A 21,360-nucleotide genomic window follows, 5' to 3' on the forward strand; every position below is an offset into this window, starting at 1 on the left:
TTGTTGAAAAGAAAAAACGATTCATAAAAAGGAGAAAAAATGAAAATCACCCAAATCCAATGCCCCAGTTGTCTGGGACGTCTAGAAGTTGATTGGGACTCAGGAAAAGCAGTCTGTCAGTATTGTTTAAATGAGCTGTTGATCAAACCGGAACAAAAAAACCAGGAACAAACAAAACAAGCCGTCTCGCTTAAAGAGTTGCCACACATTCAAGGGACTGTCAAAGAAGGGTTTTATCCGTTTGCCTATGATGAAAAGGCATGTGAAGCGGCGTTGAAAAATAGACTAGCATGGCAAGACACCATCTCGGAAAGTATCTTTTTTGAGCTAGAGATGGTTCATCTAAAACGTGTATTTATCCCGATGTATTATTTTCAAATTGCTTATGATGCTCAAGTGAGAGGGAGCTATGTCCACGAGGAACAGCAGAGGGGGAGTGGGCGCATTACTGCCGACATTTCTTTACATAACAGCGGGAACACAACAATTTTCAATGAATATTTCCCTACGGATACCCAAAAAGAAGCGGATTACAGTATCAATGGTAAGCTGCCGCTGCATCTTCAAAAAGGAGCCGCCTATTGCACGGATATGCAGCAGTTTTCGGCACTTAGCCAAGGCGTTCAGGTGCTGCCCTTTGATATTTCCAGAGAAGCGGCACTCTCTGATACCCATCTAATGGAAGTCTTTGAAGCAAAAGCCAAAGACCATTTGGTGGGAGTAGATGTTGCCAATGAGGTTCAACTGACTCTTTTTCCGAAACAATGTGATACGGAAAAACTGTATTTTCCTTATTACATTGGCGAATTCAAATACGGAAACCAAACCTATTCTTTCGTGGCTGATGGCACCGATGCTGAACGTCTCTTTCCAACCCAGCTTCCTGAATGTGAACAGCTGGTGCAAGTGAAGAAAAGTTTTTCGAAGACCAGTAGTGTCCTTTGGCAATTCTGCTATACCTTCTTTTTTGTCGGATTATTTTCTGGAATTGCTTCGAGTTTTCTATTTGATGGCTTTTTATTACCGGCTGTTGCCTTTAGTCTGCTCGCTTCAGCGGTCATCTTGCTGATTGCTTGTCTTGCGACTTGGTACTTCTTGCTCGTACCAGAGGTCAAGTTTTTCTCAGAGTACGGCAAATTCAAAGCAGAACTTTCCCAGGCATTGAGTCAGTCGGATGCATCAACGGCTGCAGCGAAGAAAGCTTTTGAGACGCGGAGGAAGAAACTCGCCCGACAGACAGTATTTTACAGCAGTCTAGAAAACATGGCGTATGAATTTGCCTTGATCCTTTTTTTAGCAATCCTGACTTGGTATTTCAGTTTTTATGGCTTATCTCTTCTAGTGCTGCTGGCGTTTGTCAGCTGGAATACGATCCGTATTTTTACAACGAATAGCTCTGATCGATGCATCAAAACGAAAGGATGATCTCATGGATATCATTCCCATTCAATGTCCCCATTGTTTAGGGGAACTAGAAGTAAACTGGGGTGTCGGCACGGCAGTCTGTCTGTATTGCCGCGGCAAAATGGTCATCAAATTGCCCTTTGACCACGCCAAAATTGCCCAGTCCAGTCCCCTGACGGACAAACAGCTTGCGCTGACCCAGCTGGCTGCTCTCTTGAAGAAAATCAGTTTGTCGTCTGCTGCTCTTAGGGGAAATGCACCAACAGCCGGCGTTTTCGCTGGACAAGAGCAGCCAAAACCAACGTCAGGAAACCAGGCGTCTCCGATTCAAAGGGCGCCCATCCATCAGCGCAACCAGCGGCAAAATCGTTTGACTGCCTTTTTTCAAAAACAAAATTTTTTATTCTATTTTTCTGGAGAAAGACAAGTGCTACCAAGGCAATGGCAAAGACAAGTCCTCGCTAGTTTTCAAGTGCCTGAAACGGAGACCCCTCTTGCGTTGCTAACGTCAAAGATGACTGGCAAGAAAGCGAATGCGGGACTGCTTTTTGGCGTTGAACGAGTGTATTTGTGCACGTACGAAAAGAAAGAAAAACGAATAGTCAGTTTTTACTGGAGTGTTTGGAAAAACCTCGGTTTTGAGGTCCAGCATAAAATGTTTAGTAGCTTTTTGGTGATTCAACAGGAATATCGTGTTCCTCTTCAAGCATTGGGCTTTGCGACCCAATCATTTTTGCAAGAATTACAGCAGTTGTTGCAAGAGTGGGAGACTGGCTAGTGCTGAGTATCGATGAAATCAAATAGGGAATCAATTTATTGGTCAAAAAAACAAAGAGAGCGTCGCAAACAGCGGCGCTCTCTTTCACTTCATGTGGTTTCCAACTCAGCATTGTTGGTCTCTGTTAAATACTCGGCTTCATCGTTTAAAAGACTGGCCGTCGTTCGCAGCGTGTCGTAAGAATGCAAAACGGCAGCGAGACTTTTTTGCGAATCACTGATTTTCATAGTCGTCGACTCGGTACTATCTAACACGACTAAGGCTTGTTGGTTGATGGCTTGCATGGTTGCGGCAATGGTTTGGGTCAACTGCTTGGTCTGTTCGGCTAATTTTTGCATTTCATCGGCAACTACCCGAAAGCCAGCTGCTTGTTCGCCGATCCGTGCTGTTTCGATGGAAGCGTTGAAGGATAGCAGTTTGGTTTGTTGTGCAATGCGGTCGATGTCATGCAGCACCGCTGTCACCTGTTGGCTATCCATTTCTAAGGCATGGGTCGTTGCTTGATTTTGATCAGACAGCCGTTTGACTTGCGCCAAGTTCTCTGACAAATGATCGACTTGCTGATGCCCGTTGGCAGAAAGTCGTGTCAGGGAAGCAGCACTTTCTTGCACTTTTTTGATAGTGACCGCTAAGGCTTGTTCTCTTTGGGTAATGTCAAAAGCGATTTTGACGACGTTGACGACTTCTTGCTGCTCATCGAGGACGGGGAAGTAGATTCCTTCTAAAATCAGTTTTTCTCCTTGTTTGTTTTTTCGGATGATTTTGTCTTGAAACCGTTGCTTTGAGTACAGCAGTTGATTCCAAAAAGCTTGGTAATCCGTACTGGCAGCATAATGGTCAAAACAAAAGGTCCGATGCGGCAAGCCAATGATTTCTTCTTGGCTGTACCCTAGGATATCAGTCATGTTGGCATTGGCGAAAACAACTTCTTTTTGCGGATCAAAGACTATGACAGCGAGTTCTTGAAAAATAGCAGCGAGCAGACGGTTATTTTGTGTTTCATCTAATGTGAATTTCATACGTACTTACCTACGCCTTTCAGTTTTTTGGGAAGTTTACACAGCGAGTGTCTTACAGTTATCGGTCATGAAGGCAAGGCAGTTAAGAGTGCAAAAACCACCTTTTTTGTCGAACAAAATGCTTGGAAACAGAAGAAAGCAAGATTCTTTGCATCAGAATGACTTGGTGGTACCCTTAAGATCAACACGAACGATTTCAAACAAAAGGAGAGAATCGTATGACAGATAGAATTTCGTTGGAAAAAGCAGCCGTTGAATTTAGTGAGGCAAATGCACCGCACCCACGGATCTATGAATTACCGCCAGAAGAAGGGCGCGCACTATTGGAACAAGTCCAAGAGTCACCCGTCAATAAACTGGCGGTTGAGATAGAAGATCAGACCGTAGATACAGGCGAGTGGGGGGCCATCAATGTTCGTTTTGTTCGTCCCGAAGGAAATCATGCGATTCTCCCTGTTATTTATTATCTCCATGGCGCTGGCTGGGTCTTCGGCAGTGCCGCAACTCATGATAAATTGATCCGTGAATTGGCGGTACGAACCAACTCGATCGTCATTTTTCCTGAATACAGTCGTTCGCCAGAAGCAAAATACCCAACGGCGATCGAACAAAATTATGCGGTCTTGCAGCAATTACCGGGATTTGTCGATGTCAAAGGCTTAGACCTTACCCGTTTGACCGTGGCTGGCGATTCCGTAGGTGGGAACATGGCGACTGTTATGACCTTGTTGACGAAAGCCCGTGGTGGCATTCCGATCGCACAGCAATTATTGTTCTATCCTGTGACAGATGCCCGCTTTGATACGCCTTCGTATGAAGCATTTGGCGAAAACTATTTTCTGACCAAAGAAGGGATGCAATGGTTCTGGGATCAATACACGACGGATGAAACACAGCGGAATCAAATTACCGCTTCTCCTTTACGAGCGACCAAAGAGGAGTTAGCCGATCTGCCACCAGCGTTGATCATTACGGGGGAAGCAGATGTCTTGCGGGATGAAGGGGAAGGCTATGCGCAGCATTTACGAGCAGCTGGCGTGGAAGTTACCCAAGCACGTCTGCAAGGAATCATCCATGATTTTGTGATGGTCAATGCGATGGATCAGACCCAAGCTGCACGAGCTGCCATGACACTGGCTGTCGGTTGGCTGACGGAAAAAAATATCCCAGCAGAATAAAAAACCGACAAAAGAAGCTTCTTTTTAGAGGTGTTCTGATACAGTAAAGGATTTATGGGGTGGAGCGATCCACTCCTTTTTTTGTCGGAAAAATGAAAAGACATACACCTGCAGTCTGAAGCAGATGCAAACGCTCTCTAAAAAACTGCGTTTTTATAGTACAGATATTAATAAGTGTTTTTCGTTGATAAATAAATAGAAAGTGCTATTATATGTATTGTGATTAATACAGTTTTTGAAAAGAGGTAATACAGTGAGCGCAAAAGGATCAGAAATCATTGTTGAAAGTTTAGAAAATCATCGGGTGCCTTATATCTTTGGGATTCCCGGTGCAAAAATCGATGGTGTATTTGACGTGTTGAGTGATCGGGGACCAGAGTTGATTTTGGCACGACATGAACAAAACGCGGCATTTATGGCACAAGCAATCGGTCGCCTGACAGGAGAGCCAGGAGTCGTCATTGCGACAAGTGGACCAGGAGCCAGTAATTTAGCGACTGGGTTGGTCACGGCAACTGCCGAAGGTGATCCCGTCCTGGCACTAGCAGGACAAGTGAAGCGTTCTGACCTTTCAAAATTGACCCACCAAAGCATGAATAATGCGGCATTGTTTGCGCCGATCACGAAATTCAGCAGTGAAGTCCAAGATCCTGAAACCCTTTCTGAAAGTATTGCCAACGCCTTTCGCATCGCAAAAACAGCGAAAAAAGGGGCGAGCTTTTTATCCATTCCTCAAGATGTGACGGACGGAACCGTTCAAGGGGCAGCGATCAAACCACTATCTTCGCCTAAATTAGGCAGTGCCGATGCAGAAGATATCCAGGCACTCGTCGATCGGATCAAAGAAGCCAAGCTGCCTGTCCTACTCTTAGGAATGCGGGCTTCAGGCGTGAAAGAAACACAAGCGATTCGTCATTTAGTTGCAAAAACTGGGTTGCCTGTCGTAGAGACCTTCCAAGGCGCTGGGATCATTTCTCGTGAATTAGAAGAGCATTTCTTTGGCCGCGTCGGCTTGTTCCGCAATCAGCCTGGTGATATGCTGTTGAAACGCAGCGACTTAGTGATCGCTGTGGGGTATGACCCGATCGAATACGAAGCTCGCAACTGGAATGCGGAAAAAGATGCCCGCGTGATCGTCATCGATGAAGTACCTATGGAGATCGATCCATTTATGCAGCCAGAAGTTGAACTGATGGGCAGTATCGCGAAAATTATTGAACAACTATCAAAAGCCATCGATCAGTATCACTTGACCGAAGACGCTCAAAACTATTTAACGACGCTGCAAACCAAACTCAATGAAAAACCAGCGGATGTCGAAGGCAGCAACAATACCTTGCATCCCCTGGAAATCATTGATGCTTTGCAACAAGAAGTGACCGATGACATGACGGTGACGGTGGATGTCGGCAGCCACTACATTTGGATGGCCCGTCATTTCCGCAGTTATGAGCCACGGCATCTGCTCTTTAGTAATGGCATGCAGACTTTAGGGGTCGCTTTGCCGTGGGCGATCGCGGCAGCGCTCGTGCGACCAAATACTCAAGTGATCTCTGTATCTGGCGATGGTGGCTTCTTGTTTTCTGCCCAAGAGTTAGAAACAGCCGTCCGTTTGAAACAAAACATCATTCACTTGATTTGGAATGACGGTACCTACAATATGGTGAAATTCCAAGAAGAAATGAAATATGATCGTGCTTCTGGGGTTGATTTTGGACCAGTTGATTTCGTGAAATATGCCGAAGCGTTTGGTGCCAAAGGCTTACGGGCAACCACCAAACAAGAATTGATGGCAGCCATCGAAGAAGGCTTTGCAACGGATGGTCCAGTGATCATTGATATCCCTGTGGATTATTCAGACAATGCCGATCTTGGCAAAACGATCCTACCTGATCAATTTTATTAAGACCAAAGGAGCATCAAGATGAAAGTGAAAAACAAAAGTTATTTATATCAGCATGGCACCCTAGGTGGGTTGATGCAGGATTTAATGGATGGCACGGAGCAAATCGGAAAAATGCTTGAATATGGCAATTTTGGGATTGGTACTTTGGCTGGTTCCAATGGTGAAGTGATTATTTTAGATGGTGAAATCTACCATGTAGACGAGTCGGGCAAGGTACAAGTGCTCCAAGGAAATGAAGGAACCCCCTATGCGGCAGTCGTTGATTTTTCTGCGGCGAAGCACCTGCAGGTCAGCCAAGAAATGACCGATGAAGAAGTGAAAAACCACGTCCTGACAGAAGTCAGCCCGAATTTGTTTTCCGCTGTCAAGATTCATGGGGTATTTACCAAGATGCACGTCCGCGTTGCCCCAAAGCAAGAAAAACCGTACCCAAAATTCATTGAGATCATCCAGCATCAGCCGGAATTTCAAGCAGAAGATATCAGCGGCACGATCGTCGGGTTCTTTACCCCGTTGCTGTTCCACGGTGCTGCGGCCGCCGGTTTCCATTTGCATTTTATTAGTGATGATCGCACATTTGCTGGTCATGTCTTAGACTTTGAAGTGGCAGCTGGCGAAGTCGAATTGATGGAACTAGCCGAATTTCGTCAGCATTTTCCTATCGACAACCAAGACTATTTGCAGCGGGAGATCGATGTCGCAAAAATCGCCAAGGATATTGAAGCTGCCGAATAAGCAGCAGGCAGCAAAAAATAATTGATCGCCAGTAGAGTGGTCTCGGATCGAATTGAACGCAAAGCAGCAGTGAAGCCAACGCTTCACTGCTTTTTTGTGCTTCCTTCTATTCATGAGGCTTGCTGCAAAACCTGGATACTTCGATAGAAAAGTTGGGGAATGGTCAAAAATCTAAATTAATTCTTATTTACGAGCAAATAAATTGATATATTTTAAGAATAATGATAATTTTTGTACTAATTAGAAGTATTTTGTTGAGAGTAATTGCACTTGACTGATTTTATAGAGAAAAGAGGAAAGATATGAAAAAAAAGTTGACGACTGCGCAAGGAGCCAGTGTAGCGGATAACCAGAATTCTTTGACAGCGGGGCGCCGTGGCCCAGTGTTGATTCAAGATGTCCATTTGCTAGAAAAACTGGCACATTTTAATCGTGAGCGGATTCCCGAACGGGTCGTTCATGCGAAAGGTGCGGGGGCTCATGGGGTCTTCCGAGTAACAAACGACGTAACGATGTACACGAAAGCGGCGTTTCTTTCAGCCATCGGGAAAGAAACGGAGATGTTTATTCGCTTTTCAACGGTTGCCGGAGAACTAGGGTCTGCGGATACGTTGCGCGATCCTCGGGGGTTTGCGGTTAAATTTTACACGGAAGCGGGGAATTATGATCTCGTGGGCAATAATACCCCGATTTTCTTTATTCGTGATCCGTTGAAGTTTCCTGATTTTATCCATACCCAAAAAAGAGACCCGCGAACGCACTTGAAAAATCCAGAGGCGGTATGGGATTTTTGGTCTCATTCACCGGAATCCCTCCATCAAGTCAGCCTGTTGATGGGGGATCGGGGCTTACCGGCAACCTTTCGTCATATGCATGGGTATGGGAGCCATACATTCGCTTGGCTCAACGCAGAGGGAGAACGCTTTTGGGTGAAATATCATTTTCGGACGGATCAAGGCATTATGAACATGAGTGCGGCACTTGCAGCAGAACTTGCGGGAAGCAATCCTGATTATCATATTGAAGATCTATATAAAGCGATTGAGGCAAAGGAGTATCCTTCTTGGACACTCTATGTTCAAATCATTCCCTTTGAAGAAGGTTGGTCAGCTGCCGTCAATCTTTTTGATGTGACCAAAACAGTCTCACAAAAAGACTATCCGCTCATTGAAGTGGGACGAATGACTTTGAATCGCAATCCAGAGAACTATTTCAACGAAGTCGAGCAAGTCACTTTTTCACCGGGCAATATCGTTCCAGGGATTGATTTTTCTCCGGACAAACTATTGCAAGGTCGGCTGTTTGCTTACGGTGATGCGCATCGTTATCGAGTTGGACCCAATAGCAGCCAGTTGCCGATCAATGCGCCAAAAGCGCCCGTCCATAATCACCAACAGGATGGTTTCATGAATACCAAAACGAATTCTTCAGGGATCAATTATGAACCGAACAGTTTCGATGGCATCAAAGAAAACCCGCATGCCAAGGGCATCCACTATTCGTTAGAAGGAGAGATCGGTTCCTTTGCTTACGATGAAGACTATTATAGCCAAGCAGGTGATTTTTATCGTTTGCTCTCAGAAGAAGAACGAACACGTTTAATTCAAACGATTGCGGGAAGTTTGGGACAGGTTCAAAATCAACAGATCAAAGAACGGCAGGTCTTGCATTTTTACCGTGCGGACCCAGAATACGGCAGACGAATCGCTGAAGCGATCGATGTGAACATTTAAGAAAGGAGGAAAAAGAATGTTACTTTTACATGTAGTTTTTGGTCTTTTATCTTTTGTCGGAGCAATGATGCTGGGGGTGGCCTTTAAAGGGCAGCTGCGAGAGCTTTCAAGGCTTCAGCAATGGGCAATCGGTTTGAGTTATACGGGCACGCTGTTGACGGCGATTTTGGGGATCTTGTCTGCATCTTCTCATCCAATCATCGTACTCATGACCCTCGTAGGCGCACTGGCTTTTACGAAACGGACATTTTTAAGTGCAGATCAATCCAAAGAGCAATGATTGCTGATAGTAGCGGCGTAGAAGGAAAAAGCGTACTTGATTCATTGGAAAAGTCCCATATAAAGCTGCTTCCACTAAAAAAGAACAGCTTTATATGGGAGGATTAGTCAGGCGTTCGTTTAAAGGCGACAAGGAAATATCAATTCTCTTTCTTTGGAGAAGCGGCGTGAATGATTGGAATTACTACGTATTATCAAGAACGACCAACCGCAAAATTCTCGGATTGATTCGATTCAAAAGATAATTCCAATCGGCAGCGTCGGGTATTGATTTTAATAAGACACTTTCAACATCCAGTAAGTATTCAGTGGCGTATTCGGAGTAGTTAGTAATGAGAAAATTAATGTTTTTTTCTTTTAAATACTCGTGGGAGAGTTCGTTTGAATCAGGGTAGTACATTTCATGATAAACGCCAAGATATTTTCGGATAATACTTTCGGCGTACTCACAAACATACTCGTTACCTTCAAAAATAACAGCTATAGTTCTCCGTGTGCCCCAATTCTCTTCAATGATGGCTTCCATGTGGAAGGTGAGACTTGCACAAAAATCATCCAAATGGTCGAAAGAATAGAGTGTTTTCACAAGAGGATGTGAGAGCAAAAACTGGCGATTTTTTTTATATTCAGCCGCAAATTTTTCTTTGACGAAAGCATTCAAATCATCGATGTTGACGTTCATCGTTGGCGATAACAACTCACGAAGCTTGAAAATAGTGAAGAATGACTCTAACCAAAGCAAATCTTTTTGTTCATCAAAGCTGTTGCCGCGATTTTGGGCATAGAAATCAGCAGTGATTTGTTTGATCGCGGGCCAGTGGTTATAGTTAAGACAAAACACTTTGCTTGTTTCTAGATCGGTGTTGAGTTTGCGACGACAAATGATGCAAGTCAAAAGATAGATTGCTTCTTCTTGAGGAAACTCAAAGGTAAAATAACGCTGGATAATCTTTTTAAGGTCCTCATAATTTGAAAGTAAACCATTTTTTTTAACTAACTCGCTTAGTTCTGGAGAGGGGGCAGCAAGTAAACCGCGTTTGCTGCGCTCCACGCTAATATAAAGGATATAAGCAAAATAAGAAAACGAAGAGCTCTGTAAGGCCTTCGTTTCCAAAAGGTCAGTGATTTCCATCACCGCATCTTGTACATGGATCGAGGGAAATAACGTGTGGACATTAATGTCAGACTCGTAGTAAAAAAGACAGAAAAATTTTCGTATATCGATCTCCGAACCTGCCAAAGAGAAGGGATCCGTTTTTATTTTTAAACCGAAAGGGGATAAAAATGGCTGTATTTTCCGGAAGTAGCTGATCAGCGCTTGTTCAGAAATATTAAGCGTTAAGCTCCAATCAAAGAGGGTTTGCTGCTCATCATAAAAAATACTTTCTAAAATCTGGAAAATCGGTTCATCTTTTATCAGTTCTTGCTTTTGCTTTCGATACCTATCATGATCGATTTCTTCAAAAAGATACCCGATTTTTGCTGTATGGATCGCCATAGCCCCTTTAAAATACTCTCGCAAGCTAGCAATGTCAGTAATCAACGTACGCGTACTGCTCTCGGTCACTTCAGCGAGTTCTCCCAGTGTACGGGAGGGACTTTTCTCAAATTCATTCAACAATTGCAGCCAGCGAATCAACGTGCGATTTCGCATGAATTTTAATTGAAATGTTTTCATGTCAGCCTCCGAAAAATAAGTTTAAATAATTATAGCATAATCATTTACACAGATAATGAAACGTTCAACTGTTAGGCGTTCTTGCCACAGTGCCTTGAAGGCTCTGACTACCAGCAGAACATTTCCGGGAATATCAATCGTTCACGGTAAGTATAGCAAGGACCTGAGAAACCAATTGCCAAAAATCATACATAAACTTGAGAAAACGAAACGCTAATAGAAAGGCTCCAAACGCTAAATAAAAAGCTAATGAAGTAAGAAAAGACGATAAAAACACAGTTGTTCAACTGGCAGTTGCCCATTTGAACAACTGTGTTTTTTTCTGATGACGCCAGAGGATCTTAGGCAACAGAAAGTAAAAGCTGCAACCCAGACTCGATAACGAATTGGATGCAAAACGTGATCCTTTACTAGTAGACCCATTCTTCCAACAACTCGTTCTCTTTGACAAGCACGGGAGTCATTTGCTTGAGTCGAAAAAACGAAGCGTAGTATAATAAAAGAGAATTGATATTTATTTACTATTTGGATGACAACATGTTTTTTTGATAGAGGTTGTTAAGTGAAAAAAGGAGAGAAAGGAAATCGCCTATGAAGCATTCGCAAAAAGGGGTAGCGCTTCTTTTGGTTTGCGGACAACTTTTAGCTGGTGTGCCAGTTTCAGCTGCGGTTGTTGCATCGGAAGGTACGATCGTTGCCCAAACATCAGAAACAGCTGCACAAGAAAGTGACAGTAGCAGCACAGCAGGGACGGTTGAAGAAACTGCTCCAGCAGGGGAAGGACAAGTGTCCGATTCGGAGCAAGGATCGGCACCTGTAGAAAGTGTACCAGAAGGATCTGAGACAGCGCCGGAGGGAACAGAGCAAACCGAAGAACCAACCCCAGATCCCCAACCGACGCCAGAACCGAAACCAGAGCCGAAACCAGAGCCAGAACTACCGAGTAAGCCAGAGCCTTCTCAGCCAGAAGAACCAACCCCAGCACCGAAACCAGAAAAACCAACGAAGCCTGAAGCGCCCAAACCTGAGACGCAGCCAGAGAAGCCCCAACCGTCAGAACCTGTAGAAACGCAACCGACACCAGAAGCAAACAGTGATGCAAGTCAAGAAACACCGGCGGCTGTGTCTCCGATCATACCACCAAGTACCCAAGCACCAAGCGGGCCAAGTCAATCCGATCCTATAACGCAGCAAGGTAGCGAAACGAGCTTGACGGTCACACCAGTAAAAGAAGTGTGGGATTTTATCCAAGAAATCGGCGAAGATGCCCGAGATATTGGCTTGAAAAATGATTTGTACGCTTCTGTCATGATTGCACAGGCTATTTTAGAATCAGGTGGCGGTCAAAGCAGATTGAGTCAGGCGCCGTACTTCAATCTCTTTGGTATCAAAGGAACCTATCACGGACAGGGTGTTGCCTTTCGGACACAAGAAGATGATGGTTTGGGAAATCACTATACGATCACGGCAACGTTCCGCCAATATACTGGGTACAAAGAGTCATTGATGGACTATGCTCGTTTGTTGAAAGAAGGGGTCGGACAGCAGTCTGATTTTTATAAAGGTGTATGGAAATCAGAAGCGGCTTCTTATCAAGAAGCTGCCCATTATTTGACTGGTCGGTATGCCACTGATACCGCGTATGATCAAAAGCTGACCGCATTGATCGAAGCCTATGCGTTGACCCGTTATGATCAGAAAAAACCTGATGTGACCGCAAGTGAGACGTATCTTTTTCCTGTTGAAAAAGCCGTTGTCACTTCTACTTTTGGCCCACGTTGGGGAAGCTTTCATCGGGGCGTTGACTTTGCCGCAGCGTTTGGGACACCCATCATGGCGAGTCAATCTGGAACGGTCATCCGTTCAGAGGTTCATCCTTCTTGGGGGAATTATGTAGCGATTCTCCATGAGGACGGGATGACGACACTCTATGCTCACAATCAACAGAATCTTGTGAAGGTTGGTCAACAAGTGGAACAAGGAGAAACGATTGCGCTCATGGGTAGTACGGGCAATAGCACAGGCGCACACCTGCACTTTGAAGTCAGTGCATCGCCTAGCTTGAGCCAAGCGAAATTGGTCGATCCAATCGCTTTTTTAACAAAATAAGGATTGCCGAAAAGAGAGTATCGTGGATACTTTCTTTTTTTGTCTTTTTCCAGCAATTTTTTGGGAGCAACGATTTTAATTTTTTTTTCATGAAAACCGAAAAAATGTTTAAAAAAATCGTGCATAGATTCTTTATAATTTTCACATAACCGTAACAGTTGCTAACCCATAAACTGGCGTGAACAGATCGGTCAGCCAGCAGCACAAATGGTAGGTTCGAATGCTATTGATGATGAGCGGAGAAGCAAAATCGTTACAGTTATTACCCCTACGAATAAAAACTTGCTAACGAAGTAGGGGAGCGAATAATCAGGAAGTGCATCAATTATAAGTCTACTCCTTTTTTTCTAATCAGTATTGATCGTTGAAAAGAACTAACAAGAAATGATTAACCATAAAAAAGTAGAAGAGATAAATGAGCTGCTCTTTTTTTCTGTTAAACGAAAAGAATGTTTTACACAGTGATGCATAAAATAAAAAAAGAGGGGAACATTTTATGAGAATAAATAAAACGGATTTTGAGGCAGTGATGGCCAATAGCGAATTTTTAGACTATTACTGTCAATTATTTGAACAAAACGGTGAACGATCCGTCACAGATAAGCAATTAGAAAAATTACACTATTTGATTCAAAAGCAGGTGGCACTAACGATTCAAAAGAATGCGAGCTATTCCTTTTTTACACAAACATACAAGCTGCCGCAAACACTCGTAAAGGATTACCAACTGTTAGCGGAATGTACCGAGAGGCTTTCAAAAATAGAAATGGATCAGTTGATACCCAAACAATTTATTGAACAGGACTTTAACGTGCAGATGAAAAAAGTAAGTCAAGAAACGCAATATGAACAGCTTTTAAACATCATGACAGACACATTTAGACAAATAAAGAAAACATAGGTGATTTTCAACATAGCAGCTTTTTTTCAAAATGAAGCAAATGATACAAAGAATTTTCTTATTTCTTAAGCAGAATCTGATGAAAGCAAAAGCGAAATCCTTGCACTATTTTTAATAGCCGATAAAATAATTGTTATAAGACAGTAGTCTGGACACAACGCTTTTTTTCATCAGTCTATGAAAAAACCGATTTTTTATGTAGGATGAAAACCGATATAATGAGACTGCTTAGGCGCCTTTCATGCGTAAATTAGCCGCAAAAAAGAAATTCTTAGTAAGGAGCTTATGTTTGAAAAATTTTCAATTGAGTTTTGTCACAAGCAAATCGACCGTCCGATGGCTGCAGATTCTAAGTGAATTTGAAAAAAATGAAATTTGCAGTGCCAGCCATTTGGCTGAAGTAACAAGTAGTACCACAAGGACGATTGGCAAAGACATCAGTCAGATTAATGATTATTTCTGTGGGTTGATCCTGATCACTTCCACCAATCAAGGCTATTCGTTTGAACTATTTGATTATTCACAGTATGAAAAGAAAAAAGCCTCGCTTTTAGCGAATGAACCGCTCTTTATTTTATTGGAAAATATTTTTATTGGAGAGTTAAAGACGATCGATGAGTGGGCGGACTGCTTGTTTTTATCCAAGAGTACCTTATCAAAATACTTGCAGCGCATTCATGAACAACTGGCACGTTTTGATCTCCAACTAGCACTAGATCCCCTGAATATCGTTGGACAAGAAGCAGATATCCGCAATTTCTTCTGTACCTTTTTCTATGAAACGGATAGCACACCCCATACTGTCTTTCCGCCAGCTGCGGTCCAACAGGCAGTAACGGAAATCGGCAGGATGTTTGACAAAAATAGTTATCATACTGTTTCGTTTTCACAATATACGTATCTACTCTATATTTCGCTTGAGCGATTTATGCAAGGCAAAACTGTGCAAATCAACGACGAATTGTACCACGCCTTGCGACACAGTATTCAGCTGATGCACTTTCAACGAATCAATGGCATTATTGAAAAGTACTTTCAATGTCGATTGACGAACGATGAACTTATCTTTTTGTTTGTTAGTATTATCACAAAGAAAAAACTGCAAAATGTGATCGTCGAACAAAAGTTTTGTCTTTCTTATAATCATTGGACCGAGATTCGCACGTTGACCAACGAGTTTTATCAGATGTTGAATGTATCGTCGAAAAAGCCTAAAGAAGATCAGATTCTGATCGAATCCTTTTTTACTTCTGCCAAATTGAAGGAGTGCTTATCCACTTCGGCCAATCGTAATATTTATGATGTGAATGCGTTTATTAAGAAAACTTTTTCTAAGGAGTTTGCTGCTTACCGAGAGTTTTTAGAAAGTAGTTGCGAGTACCACACCCTTTATTCTGTGGAGTATCTGACGGATTTTTGTGCAAACTTAGTGATTTTTATTGAATCTGTTCGAGAACGTCATTGGTTTCCCCGAAAAAATATCGCCTTTATCTTTGAAGGAAATAACAATATCGTTCAGTACATTGAGGGCTGGTCCAACCGCTATTTTAGCCGATCCCATCAAGTCTTTTATCCTGATTCAGGGGAAGTCAATGCTCAGTATTTAGAACAAAATACCATTGATCTGCTAGTGACGAACTATGCCGAGCATGCGACCGAATTTCGAGATATCGTTGAATGTATCGTCTTCAAAACGATCCCTTCTTCTTCTGACTGGAATCGGCTGCTTGAACGGATCAATCCTAACGTCACCCGCCAATTTGCCCTAAAAGACCTCTTCTAGTTTCCCATTTTGTTTTGACCTAAAGAGTTGCTAGAAAGGGCCTTTTACATGAAAAGAAAGCATTTTTCCTTCACTGCTTAGACAGTGAGAAGGAAAGATGCTTTCTTTTTTAATGGCTTGACTCTCCGCAACTGTGCAGGAGTGTGGGGAGGGGAAGTGGGGAGTGCATCAGGTACGGATGCAAGCCTTTGGAACCAGCGGTTTTCAATTCAATCGATCAATGTGGGCGAAATCATTGGGCTTCACTTAAGTAAATCAAACTCCAAGGCGCCTTTTGGTTTAGCTGAAGACCGGTCAATTCCCGATAGAAACAGGTTTTGTCTTTGACCGTCAGCTGAATGATCTCTTCTTCCGTATACTCGTTTAGAGAAGAAATTTTTAAAACATAAAGTTCTTTTAGTATTTGCAGCTGTGCGTCGATATCTAAGAGCAACGACATTTTTTCGAAAAAAGTACCCTCGTCTTGTTCATAGATCGCCAAGAATCGTTGGCGCAAAGAGAGATAAAAATTAAAGATTTTTGGGTGTGTATAAGAACAGGGAGAGTGGATAAATTCTACGTCAAAAAAGTTTACATATTCTTCGGCTGATTGGATCGTTTTTAAGTTCATATCAATACTCCTTATAAGTGTTAGGAAAAGGTGACAATACTTGTCATTATCAAAAAGAGTCACTGTTAAGCAATGTCTTACTGAGAAGGCCCTTTTGTTTTTTTTTAATGATTGGGGGAAGGACTTTCGCTACATTCAATGTACAGGATATTCCAAATTGGCTCAAACGCGTTTTTTCGTAACCATACGAAGATTTGTTTTCGCTGGTATTAACGTCAAAAATGTTCAACTATTCTGATAATTGTTGTTATAAAAAGAATATTTTCGGAATGGACGAAATGACTGGGTTTCCTTTCTTTTCCAGCAGGTTGTTTTTTCATTCGCTGAAATCATGGTTGAGAAAAAACAGCATCAGTTGACCGGTAGGCTCATCCCCGTCATTTTTTCAAAGGTGTGATACTATAGAATTATCTAGAAAAACGATCCTTTGATTCAAGTGGCCAATGCCAAAATAGTGCGAAGACACGCAGTTGCAGTGAGACGCAACCGTCTGTTTCGGTGAAAAGAATTGGCTAAATAGGGACGTTTATTAAAGCAAACGAGGAGCGACTCAATGAATGAGAAAAAAACAGTTGTAGTGATCGGCGGCGGACTTGGTGGTCTATCAGCGGCGGTCTCATTAGCCCAAAATGGCTTTGATGTATCATTATATGAAAAAAATCACCATTTAGGTGGCAAATTGAACCGACTGGAAACAAACGGCTTCGGCTTTGACTTAGGTCCTTCGATTTTGACGATGCCGCAGATTTTTGAAAAATTATTTACTGGCAGCAATCGCGATATGGCGGATTATGTTGCGATTCGCCGATTGCCATTGGAATGGCGCTCCTTTTTCCCCGACGGCACCAAGATTGATCTCTATGGCGATCTTGCCCGCATGGCAAAGGAAAACCCCCACTTGTCGGAAAAAGACATGGCAGAGTACCAAGACTTTTTGGACTATGCGCAAAAGATTTATGATATCACGGAAAAAGGCTATTTCGAGAAAGGCTTAGATACCACGAAAGAAATCTTGAAGTATCACGGCGTGATCAAAGCGCTGAAAGGCTTTGATTATTTCTCTTCCATGCATGATGCCATTCAAAAACGTGTCAGCAATCCGCAGCTGCAAGACATGCTGAGCTATTTTATCAAGTATGTCGGCTCGTCTCCTTATGACGCCCCAGCCGTCTTGAACATGATGATCTACATGCAGCATGCCCAAGGTGTCTGGTACGTGCCAGGCGGGATGCATCGGTTAGCCGAAGGCATCGTTCGCTTAGCAAAAGAGATCGGTGTGACCTTCCATACGGGACATAAAGTGGAAAAATTGATCGTTGAACAAGAACAAATCCGTGCCGCTCGTTTGGATGATGGTACGTTGATCGAAGCCGACTATTTTGTTTCCAACATGGAAGTGATCCCGGCTTATGAAGAGCTGTTAGAAGAAGCGCCGACCTTTACTCGAAAACTGGAAGAAAAATTTGAACCAGCAAGTTCTGGCTTTGTCTTGCACTTAGGGGTCAAAACCTCCTATCCGCAACTGGCGCACCACAACTTTTTCTTTTCCAATGCCTCAAAAGAAAACTTTGATCAAAATTTCCATCAGCATCAGCTGCCGGAAGACCCAACGATCTATTTGGTCAATGCCAACAAAACCGATCCTTCGCAAACAGTGGCAGGGCATGAGAACATCAAAATCCTGCCCCATATCCCTTATTTGCAGGATAAACCCTTTACGGAAGCGGAATACGATGCCTTTCGTGAACGGATCTTGATCAAGCTGGAAAACATGGGCTTAACGGATCTACGCAAGCACATCGTGTATGAAGACCGCTGGACACCCGAAGACATCCAAAAGAATTATTTGTCACATCGCGGCGCCATCTACGGCACAGTCTCTAATCGCAAGAAAAATCATGGCTTTAAACACCCGAAACACAGCGAACGCTACGAAAATCTGTACTTCGTTGGCGGTACGGTCAATCCCGGTGCCGGCATGCCGATGGTGACCCTTAGTGGCCAGCAAGTCAGTGAGATGATCACCAAAAGAGAACACTAAGACAAGAAAGGATGATGACTGTGTACCTGCTGCTCGCTGGTATTTGCGCTGCTTGGCTGGCAGGCTGGCTGATTTTTTTCCGCCTGCCGACGATACCCACCCGCAAGGAGACAGCCGCATCCAAAGACTTGAAGGAGAGGGCAGAATTGTCGATCATCATCCCCGCCCGCAATGAAGCAGAAAATTTGCCGCAATTGTTGGCATCCTTGCAGCAGCAAACCCTTTATCCTGTGGAGATTTTGGTGGTTGATGACGGATCGGAAGACGAGACGATCGCCTGTGCCAAGCGCTTCGGTGCGACGGTCTTGCAAACCGCTGCTGATTCTGCTGGGAAAGCGGCGGCTTGCTGGTTAGGCGCCTCACAAGCGGTGGGCAAGTATCTATTATTTTTGGATGCCGATACCTTCTTTCTAGCAGAAGATGGCTTAGAGCGCCTTTTCGCTGCGTATGAGGAGCGATCGGGACAAGGCCTGCTCTCGGTGCAGCCCTATCATCAAACGAAGCGCCTGTATGAACAACTATCTGCCGTCTTTAATGTCATCTTACCTGTCGGGTTGAACCGCTTTTCTATCGTAGGCGAAAAACTCTCAGCCGGCGGCGCCTTTGGTCCGTGTATCTTGTGCAGCAAAACATCGTACCTTCAAGCCAATGGGCATCAGGACATGCCACAAGGAATCTTAGATGATCTAGCATTAGCGAGACGCTTTAAGAAAAAACGCTTGCCGATAACCTTGTATGGTGGAAAAGACCTGTTGGCCTTTCGGATGTATCCAGCTGGTGTTCGTCAACTTGTTCAAGGCTGGACGAAGGACTTTGCCACTGCTTCGCAATTCACTCACCCTTTGATCATGGCGGGTGTCATCTTGTGGATCAGCGGCGGCATTGGGGTACTGGCGCCACCGTTTCTGATGGAACCGCTTTGGCTAGGACTGCTTTTTTATGCTGCTTATTTTGGACAAACTCTGTGCTTTGCTCGCCGTGTCGGCAACTTCAACCGAGTCTTGCTGCTTTTTTTCCCATGTTACTTTCTTTTTTTCCTAGGCTTATTTGGTTGGTCATGGATCCAAACCCATTTGTTGAAATCCGTGACCTGGAAAGGACGAAAAATCAATTTATAGGAGGCGATGCACATGCCGCTGATCACCTTATCTCCACTGCTCTTGCTCATTACAGACAGCTTGGCTTGGCTGCTGTTTCATCTAGGCATCTCGTTTGGCTTGCGCAAAGTCAGTGATGCTTTTTTTGAACGTCATGCCAACTGGTTCCGTTCTTTTGCCTTTGAAAAAGGCGGCAGAATCTGGGCGGAGGTATTTCGTATTCGTCAGTGGAAAGACAAATTGCCCGACGGCACTGTGATTGCCAAAAAAAGCTTTGACAAATCTCGCTTGGCTCAGCAACAAAAGGACTATCTGGAAAAATTCGTCATCGAAACACGCCGAGCAGAGCTGACCCATTGGCTGCTGATGGTTCCAGCACCGTTCTTTTTCCTCTGGAATCCTACGTGGGCGGGCTGGGTGATGATCGCCTATGCGTTATTGGCAAACTGCCCATTCATCATGATCCAACGCTACAATCGCCCCCGTTTGGAGCGAGTCTTGCTGAAAAAAAGTGCCCTGCAAGTCAAGCAGAAGGCGACGGTCTAGGTTCATGTAGGCGTTGCTTTTAAGATTCGCCGAAAAATAGGCAAACGGGAAATCAAAAGGATCGGAGGATAACTGCCTTCGATCCTTTTTAAAAAATTGGTGTTAATTTTTATGGGATGCGTCAAGACCATTCTTTGTACACTAAGGTCATTCAGAGGAAAGGGTGATCGTATGTCATCAGAAGGATGTGGGCAAATTTTCGACCTGCCTTTGCAGGCTGCTGCATTGGTTGGTCGTGTGTTTGGACAAGCACAAAGTATTTTTGTAAGTATAGAAAAGAAGGAGGGATGCGCAAGATGATTGAAGATAGCCGTCAACGGGACCACTATTACGACATGCTGATTGAAAAAAATTCCCAATATGAAGGGATTTTTTACGTTGGAGTAAAAACCACCGGCGTCTTTTGCCGTCCTACCTGTCCAGCGAAAAAACCGCTCAAGAAAAACTGCGAGTTTTTTCAGACGGCACAAGAAGCGTTGCTGGCGGCGTATCGTCCCTGCAAACGATGTCGCCCGCTCAGCTCACCTAGCCACTTATCCCCTGACGTGAAAAGCCTTGTGGAAGCGGTGGAGAGCAACCCGGAGAAAAAGTGGACCGACAAAGATTTTGAAGTGCTAGCGATCCATCCCAATACTGCACGTCGACAATTTAAAAAATATTTTGGCATGACCTTTATCGAATATTCCCGTGCACGCCGTTTAGGGTTAGCGTTCAAGCAGATTCGTGAAGGAGAACCGCTGATCCAAGCACAATTAGAAGCCGGCTTCGATTCTGGCAACGGCTTTCGAGATGCGTTTTCCCGGATTATGGGGGAATTGCCTTCCAACAGCCGTGAAAAAACGATTCTTTCTTCTGCTTGGCTTGAGACCAAGCTGGGATCGATGCTGGCAATCAGCGACCAGCAGCAGCTTTACTTGTTAGAATTCGTGGATCGCAGAGGGCTAGAAACGGAGATCGCTGTTTTGAGAAGCCGTTTGAATGCAGTGATTATTCCCCAGCAAACAGCAATCATTCAGCAACTCAAGCAAGAATTGACGGAATATTTTGAAGGGAATCGAACTGCCTTCACGGTACCCATCGCATTGATCGGCTCTGATTTTCAAAAAGCCGTCTGGCAGCAGCTGTTGGCGATGAAGATCGGAGAAACATACTCTTACAAACAATTGGCACAGCGAATCGGCAATGAAAAAGCCACCCGAGCTGTTGCCAATGCCAACGGAAAAAATCAATTGGCGTTGATCGTTCCATGCCACCGCGTCATCAATAGCGATGGCAGCATCGGCGGCTATGGCGGCGGTGTCGAACGCAAAAAGTGGTTGCTGGCTTTGGAAAAGCAGGTCCAGCCGACTGTAAAGATTTGAAAAAGAGATAACTATGCGTGGGAATCAGCGCTTCATCGATCAGTACATGGAATGGATCGAATCCTCTTCAGTAAAATATATATTTAGCGGAACTCATGGAACCTTTCATGAGTTTCGTTTTTTATTAGATTTGAAGGGGACATAGAGAAAAGGTGAGACCTTCGTTAGTGTCTAACCGTTCTTAACCTCTATAAAAATAAGC

17 protein-coding genes are annotated in these 21,360 nt (G+C 43.9%); 14 read left to right on the top strand and 3 right to left on the bottom strand.

Annotated features, from left to right (window positions below; genetic code table 11):
• Window positions 1-39 precede the first annotated feature (39 nt).
• Together IGI88_RS07690 and IGI88_RS07695 are read left to right on the top strand one after the other, a co-directional pair.
• Complete coding sequence (locus IGI88_RS07690; RefSeq protein WP_194199365.1) at window positions 40-1,425, top strand: hypothetical protein; 1,386 nt, start codon at window positions 40-42, stop codon at window positions 1,423-1,425.
• A 4-nt stretch (window positions 1,426-1,429) separates the two neighbouring features.
• Window positions 1,430-2,182, top strand: coding sequence for a hypothetical protein (locus tag IGI88_RS07695; protein ID WP_061053583.1), 753 nt, complete (start codon window positions 1,430-1,432; stop codon window positions 2,180-2,182).
• Window positions 2,183-2,271: 89 nt separating this feature from the next.
• Here IGI88_RS07695 and IGI88_RS07700 read toward each other — a convergent pair whose 3' ends face one another.
• Entirely contained in the window at window positions 2,272-3,201 is a 930-nt protein-coding gene (locus IGI88_RS07700; protein WP_008376493.1) for a methyl-accepting chemotaxis protein, read from the bottom strand.
• A gap of 218 nt (window positions 3,202-3,419) precedes the next feature.
• On the opposite strand from IGI88_RS07700, the gene IGI88_RS07705 reads away from it, so the two are divergent.
• The 5 genes from IGI88_RS07705 (at window position 3,420) to IGI88_RS07725 (ending at window position 9,033) form a co-directional block, all read left to right on the top strand.
• Window positions 3,420-4,379, top strand: a complete 960-nt coding sequence (locus IGI88_RS07705; RefSeq protein ID WP_061053584.1) for an alpha/beta hydrolase — start codon at window positions 3,420-3,422, stop codon at window positions 4,377-4,379.
• 253 nt (window positions 4,380-4,632) lie between these two features.
• Window positions 4,633-6,285: an acetolactate synthase AlsS gene (gene alsS, locus IGI88_RS07710; protein WP_005232673.1), complete on the top strand. Its 1,653-nt coding sequence runs from the start codon at window positions 4,633-4,635 to the stop codon at window positions 6,283-6,285.
• An 18-nt stretch (window positions 6,286-6,303) separates the two neighbouring features.
• Entirely contained in the window at window positions 6,304-7,020 is a 717-nt protein-coding gene (gene budA / locus IGI88_RS07715; RefSeq protein ID WP_005232672.1) for an acetolactate decarboxylase, read from the top strand.
• A gap of 302 nt (window positions 7,021-7,322) precedes the next feature.
• On the top strand, window positions 7,323-8,753 hold the full coding sequence (locus IGI88_RS07720; protein ID WP_077453060.1) for a catalase: 1,431 nt from the start codon (window positions 7,323-7,325) through the stop codon (window positions 8,751-8,753).
• A 16-nt stretch (window positions 8,754-8,769) separates the two neighbouring features.
• Window positions 8,770-9,033, top strand: coding sequence for a hypothetical protein (locus tag IGI88_RS07725; RefSeq protein WP_077453058.1), 264 nt, complete (start codon window positions 8,770-8,772; stop codon window positions 9,031-9,033).
• A gap of 183 nt (window positions 9,034-9,216) precedes the next feature.
• On the opposite strand, the gene IGI88_RS07730 is transcribed toward IGI88_RS07725, so the two are convergent.
• Window positions 9,217-10,710, bottom strand: a complete 1,494-nt coding sequence (locus tag IGI88_RS07730; RefSeq protein ID WP_194199363.1) for a helix-turn-helix domain-containing protein — start codon at window positions 10,708-10,710, stop codon at window positions 9,217-9,219.
• Between the two features lie 591 nt (window positions 10,711-11,301).
• Between IGI88_RS07730 and IGI88_RS07735 the strand changes: the two genes are divergently transcribed.
• The 3 genes from IGI88_RS07735 to IGI88_RS07745 all read left to right on the top strand — a co-directional run bounded on the left by IGI88_RS07735 (window position 11,302) and on the right by IGI88_RS07745 (window position 15,503).
• Window positions 11,302-12,819 carry a peptidoglycan DD-metalloendopeptidase family protein gene (locus IGI88_RS07735; protein ID WP_429960321.1) on the top strand — a complete coding sequence of 506 codons (1,518 nt, stop codon included), beginning with the start codon at window positions 11,302-11,304 and terminating at the stop codon, window positions 12,817-12,819.
• A 496-nt stretch (window positions 12,820-13,315) separates the two neighbouring features.
• Window positions 13,316-13,720 (top strand): hypothetical protein, encoded by a 405-nt coding sequence (locus IGI88_RS07740; RefSeq protein WP_061053586.1) that lies wholly within the window; start codon window positions 13,316-13,318, stop codon window positions 13,718-13,720.
• 289 nt (window positions 13,721-14,009) lie between these two features.
• A complete protein-coding gene (locus IGI88_RS07745; protein ID WP_223347152.1) occupies window positions 14,010-15,503 on the top strand; it encodes a helix-turn-helix domain-containing protein in 1,494 nt (497 codons plus the stop codon).
• A 232-nt stretch (window positions 15,504-15,735) separates the two neighbouring features.
• Here IGI88_RS07745 and IGI88_RS07750 read toward each other — a convergent pair whose 3' ends face one another.
• Entirely contained in the window at window positions 15,736-16,113 is a 378-nt protein-coding gene (locus IGI88_RS07750) for a DUF7006 family protein (RefSeq protein WP_005232663.1), read from the bottom strand.
• A gap of 553 nt (window positions 16,114-16,666) precedes the next feature.
• Between IGI88_RS07750 and IGI88_RS07755 the strand changes: the two genes are divergently transcribed.
• From IGI88_RS07755 to IGI88_RS07770, 4 genes are all read left to right on the top strand, one after another.
• The gene (locus IGI88_RS07755; protein ID WP_194199362.1) at window positions 16,667-18,154 is read left to right on the top strand and encodes a phytoene desaturase family protein; all 1,488 of its coding nucleotides are present in this window, start codon (window positions 16,667-16,669) and stop codon (window positions 18,152-18,154) included.
• 11 nt (window positions 18,155-18,165) lie between these two features.
• Window positions 18,166-19,272 carry a glycosyltransferase gene (locus IGI88_RS07760; RefSeq protein ID WP_429960322.1) on the top strand — a complete coding sequence of 369 codons (1,107 nt, stop codon included), beginning with the start codon at window positions 18,166-18,168 and terminating at the stop codon, window positions 19,270-19,272.
• Between the two features lie 12 nt (window positions 19,273-19,284).
• Complete coding sequence (locus IGI88_RS07765) at window positions 19,285-19,797, top strand: glycosyl-4,4'-diaponeurosporenoate acyltransferase (protein ID WP_429960323.1); 513 nt, start codon at window positions 19,285-19,287, stop codon at window positions 19,795-19,797.
• 296 nt (window positions 19,798-20,093) lie between these two features.
• Window positions 20,094-21,158, top strand: coding sequence for a bifunctional transcriptional activator/DNA repair enzyme AdaA (locus tag IGI88_RS07770; protein WP_194199359.1), 1,065 nt, complete (start codon window positions 20,094-20,096; stop codon window positions 21,156-21,158).
• Window positions 21,159-21,360 lie beyond the last annotated feature (202 nt).

Origin of the sequence: Enterococcus sp. AZ179, assembly GCF_050498885.1 — a bacterium.
Classification (GTDB): domain Bacteria; phylum Bacillota; class Bacilli; order Lactobacillales; family Enterococcaceae; genus Enterococcus_D; species Enterococcus_D entomosocium.

Excerpts from the sequence above, each read along its gene's own strand:
- IGI88_RS07690 (WP_194199365.1), top strand. The coding sequence starts at position 40 with ATGAAAATCACCCAAATCCAATGCCCCAGTTGTCTGGGACGTCTAGAA.
- IGI88_RS07695 (WP_061053583.1), top strand. The coding sequence starts at position 1,430 with ATGGATATCATTCCCATTCAATGTCCCCATTGTTTAGGGGAACTAGAA.
- IGI88_RS07700 (WP_008376493.1), bottom strand. The coding sequence starts at position 3,201 with ATGAAATTCACATTAGATGAAACACAAAATAACCGTCTGCTCGCTGCT.
- IGI88_RS07705 (WP_061053584.1), top strand. The coding sequence starts at position 3,420 with ATGACAGATAGAATTTCGTTGGAAAAAGCAGCCGTTGAATTTAGTGAG.
- budA (WP_005232672.1), top strand. The coding sequence starts at position 6,304 with ATGAAAGTGAAAAACAAAAGTTATTTATATCAGCATGGCACCCTAGGT.
- IGI88_RS07720 (WP_077453060.1), top strand. The coding sequence starts at position 7,323 with ATGAAAAAAAAGTTGACGACTGCGCAAGGAGCCAGTGTAGCGGATAAC.
- IGI88_RS07725 (WP_077453058.1), top strand. The coding sequence starts at position 8,770 with ATGTTACTTTTACATGTAGTTTTTGGTCTTTTATCTTTTGTCGGAGCA.
- IGI88_RS07730 (WP_194199363.1), bottom strand. The coding sequence starts at position 10,710 with ATGAAAACATTTCAATTAAAATTCATGCGAAATCGCACGTTGATTCGC.
- IGI88_RS07735 (WP_429960321.1), top strand. The coding sequence starts at position 11,302 with ATGAAGCATTCGCAAAAAGGGGTAGCGCTTCTTTTGGTTTGCGGACAA.
- IGI88_RS07740 (WP_061053586.1), top strand. The coding sequence starts at position 13,316 with ATGAGAATAAATAAAACGGATTTTGAGGCAGTGATGGCCAATAGCGAA.
- IGI88_RS07750 (WP_005232663.1), bottom strand. The coding sequence starts at position 16,113 with ATGAACTTAAAAACGATCCAATCAGCCGAAGAATATGTAAACTTTTTT.
- IGI88_RS07755 (WP_194199362.1), top strand. The coding sequence starts at position 16,667 with ATGAATGAGAAAAAAACAGTTGTAGTGATCGGCGGCGGACTTGGTGGT.
- IGI88_RS07760 (WP_429960322.1), top strand. The coding sequence starts at position 18,166 with ATGATGACTGTGTACCTGCTGCTCGCTGGTATTTGCGCTGCTTGGCTG.
- IGI88_RS07765 (WP_429960323.1), top strand. The coding sequence starts at position 19,285 with ATGCCGCTGATCACCTTATCTCCACTGCTCTTGCTCATTACAGACAGC.
- IGI88_RS07770 (WP_194199359.1), top strand. The coding sequence starts at position 20,094 with ATGATTGAAGATAGCCGTCAACGGGACCACTATTACGACATGCTGATT.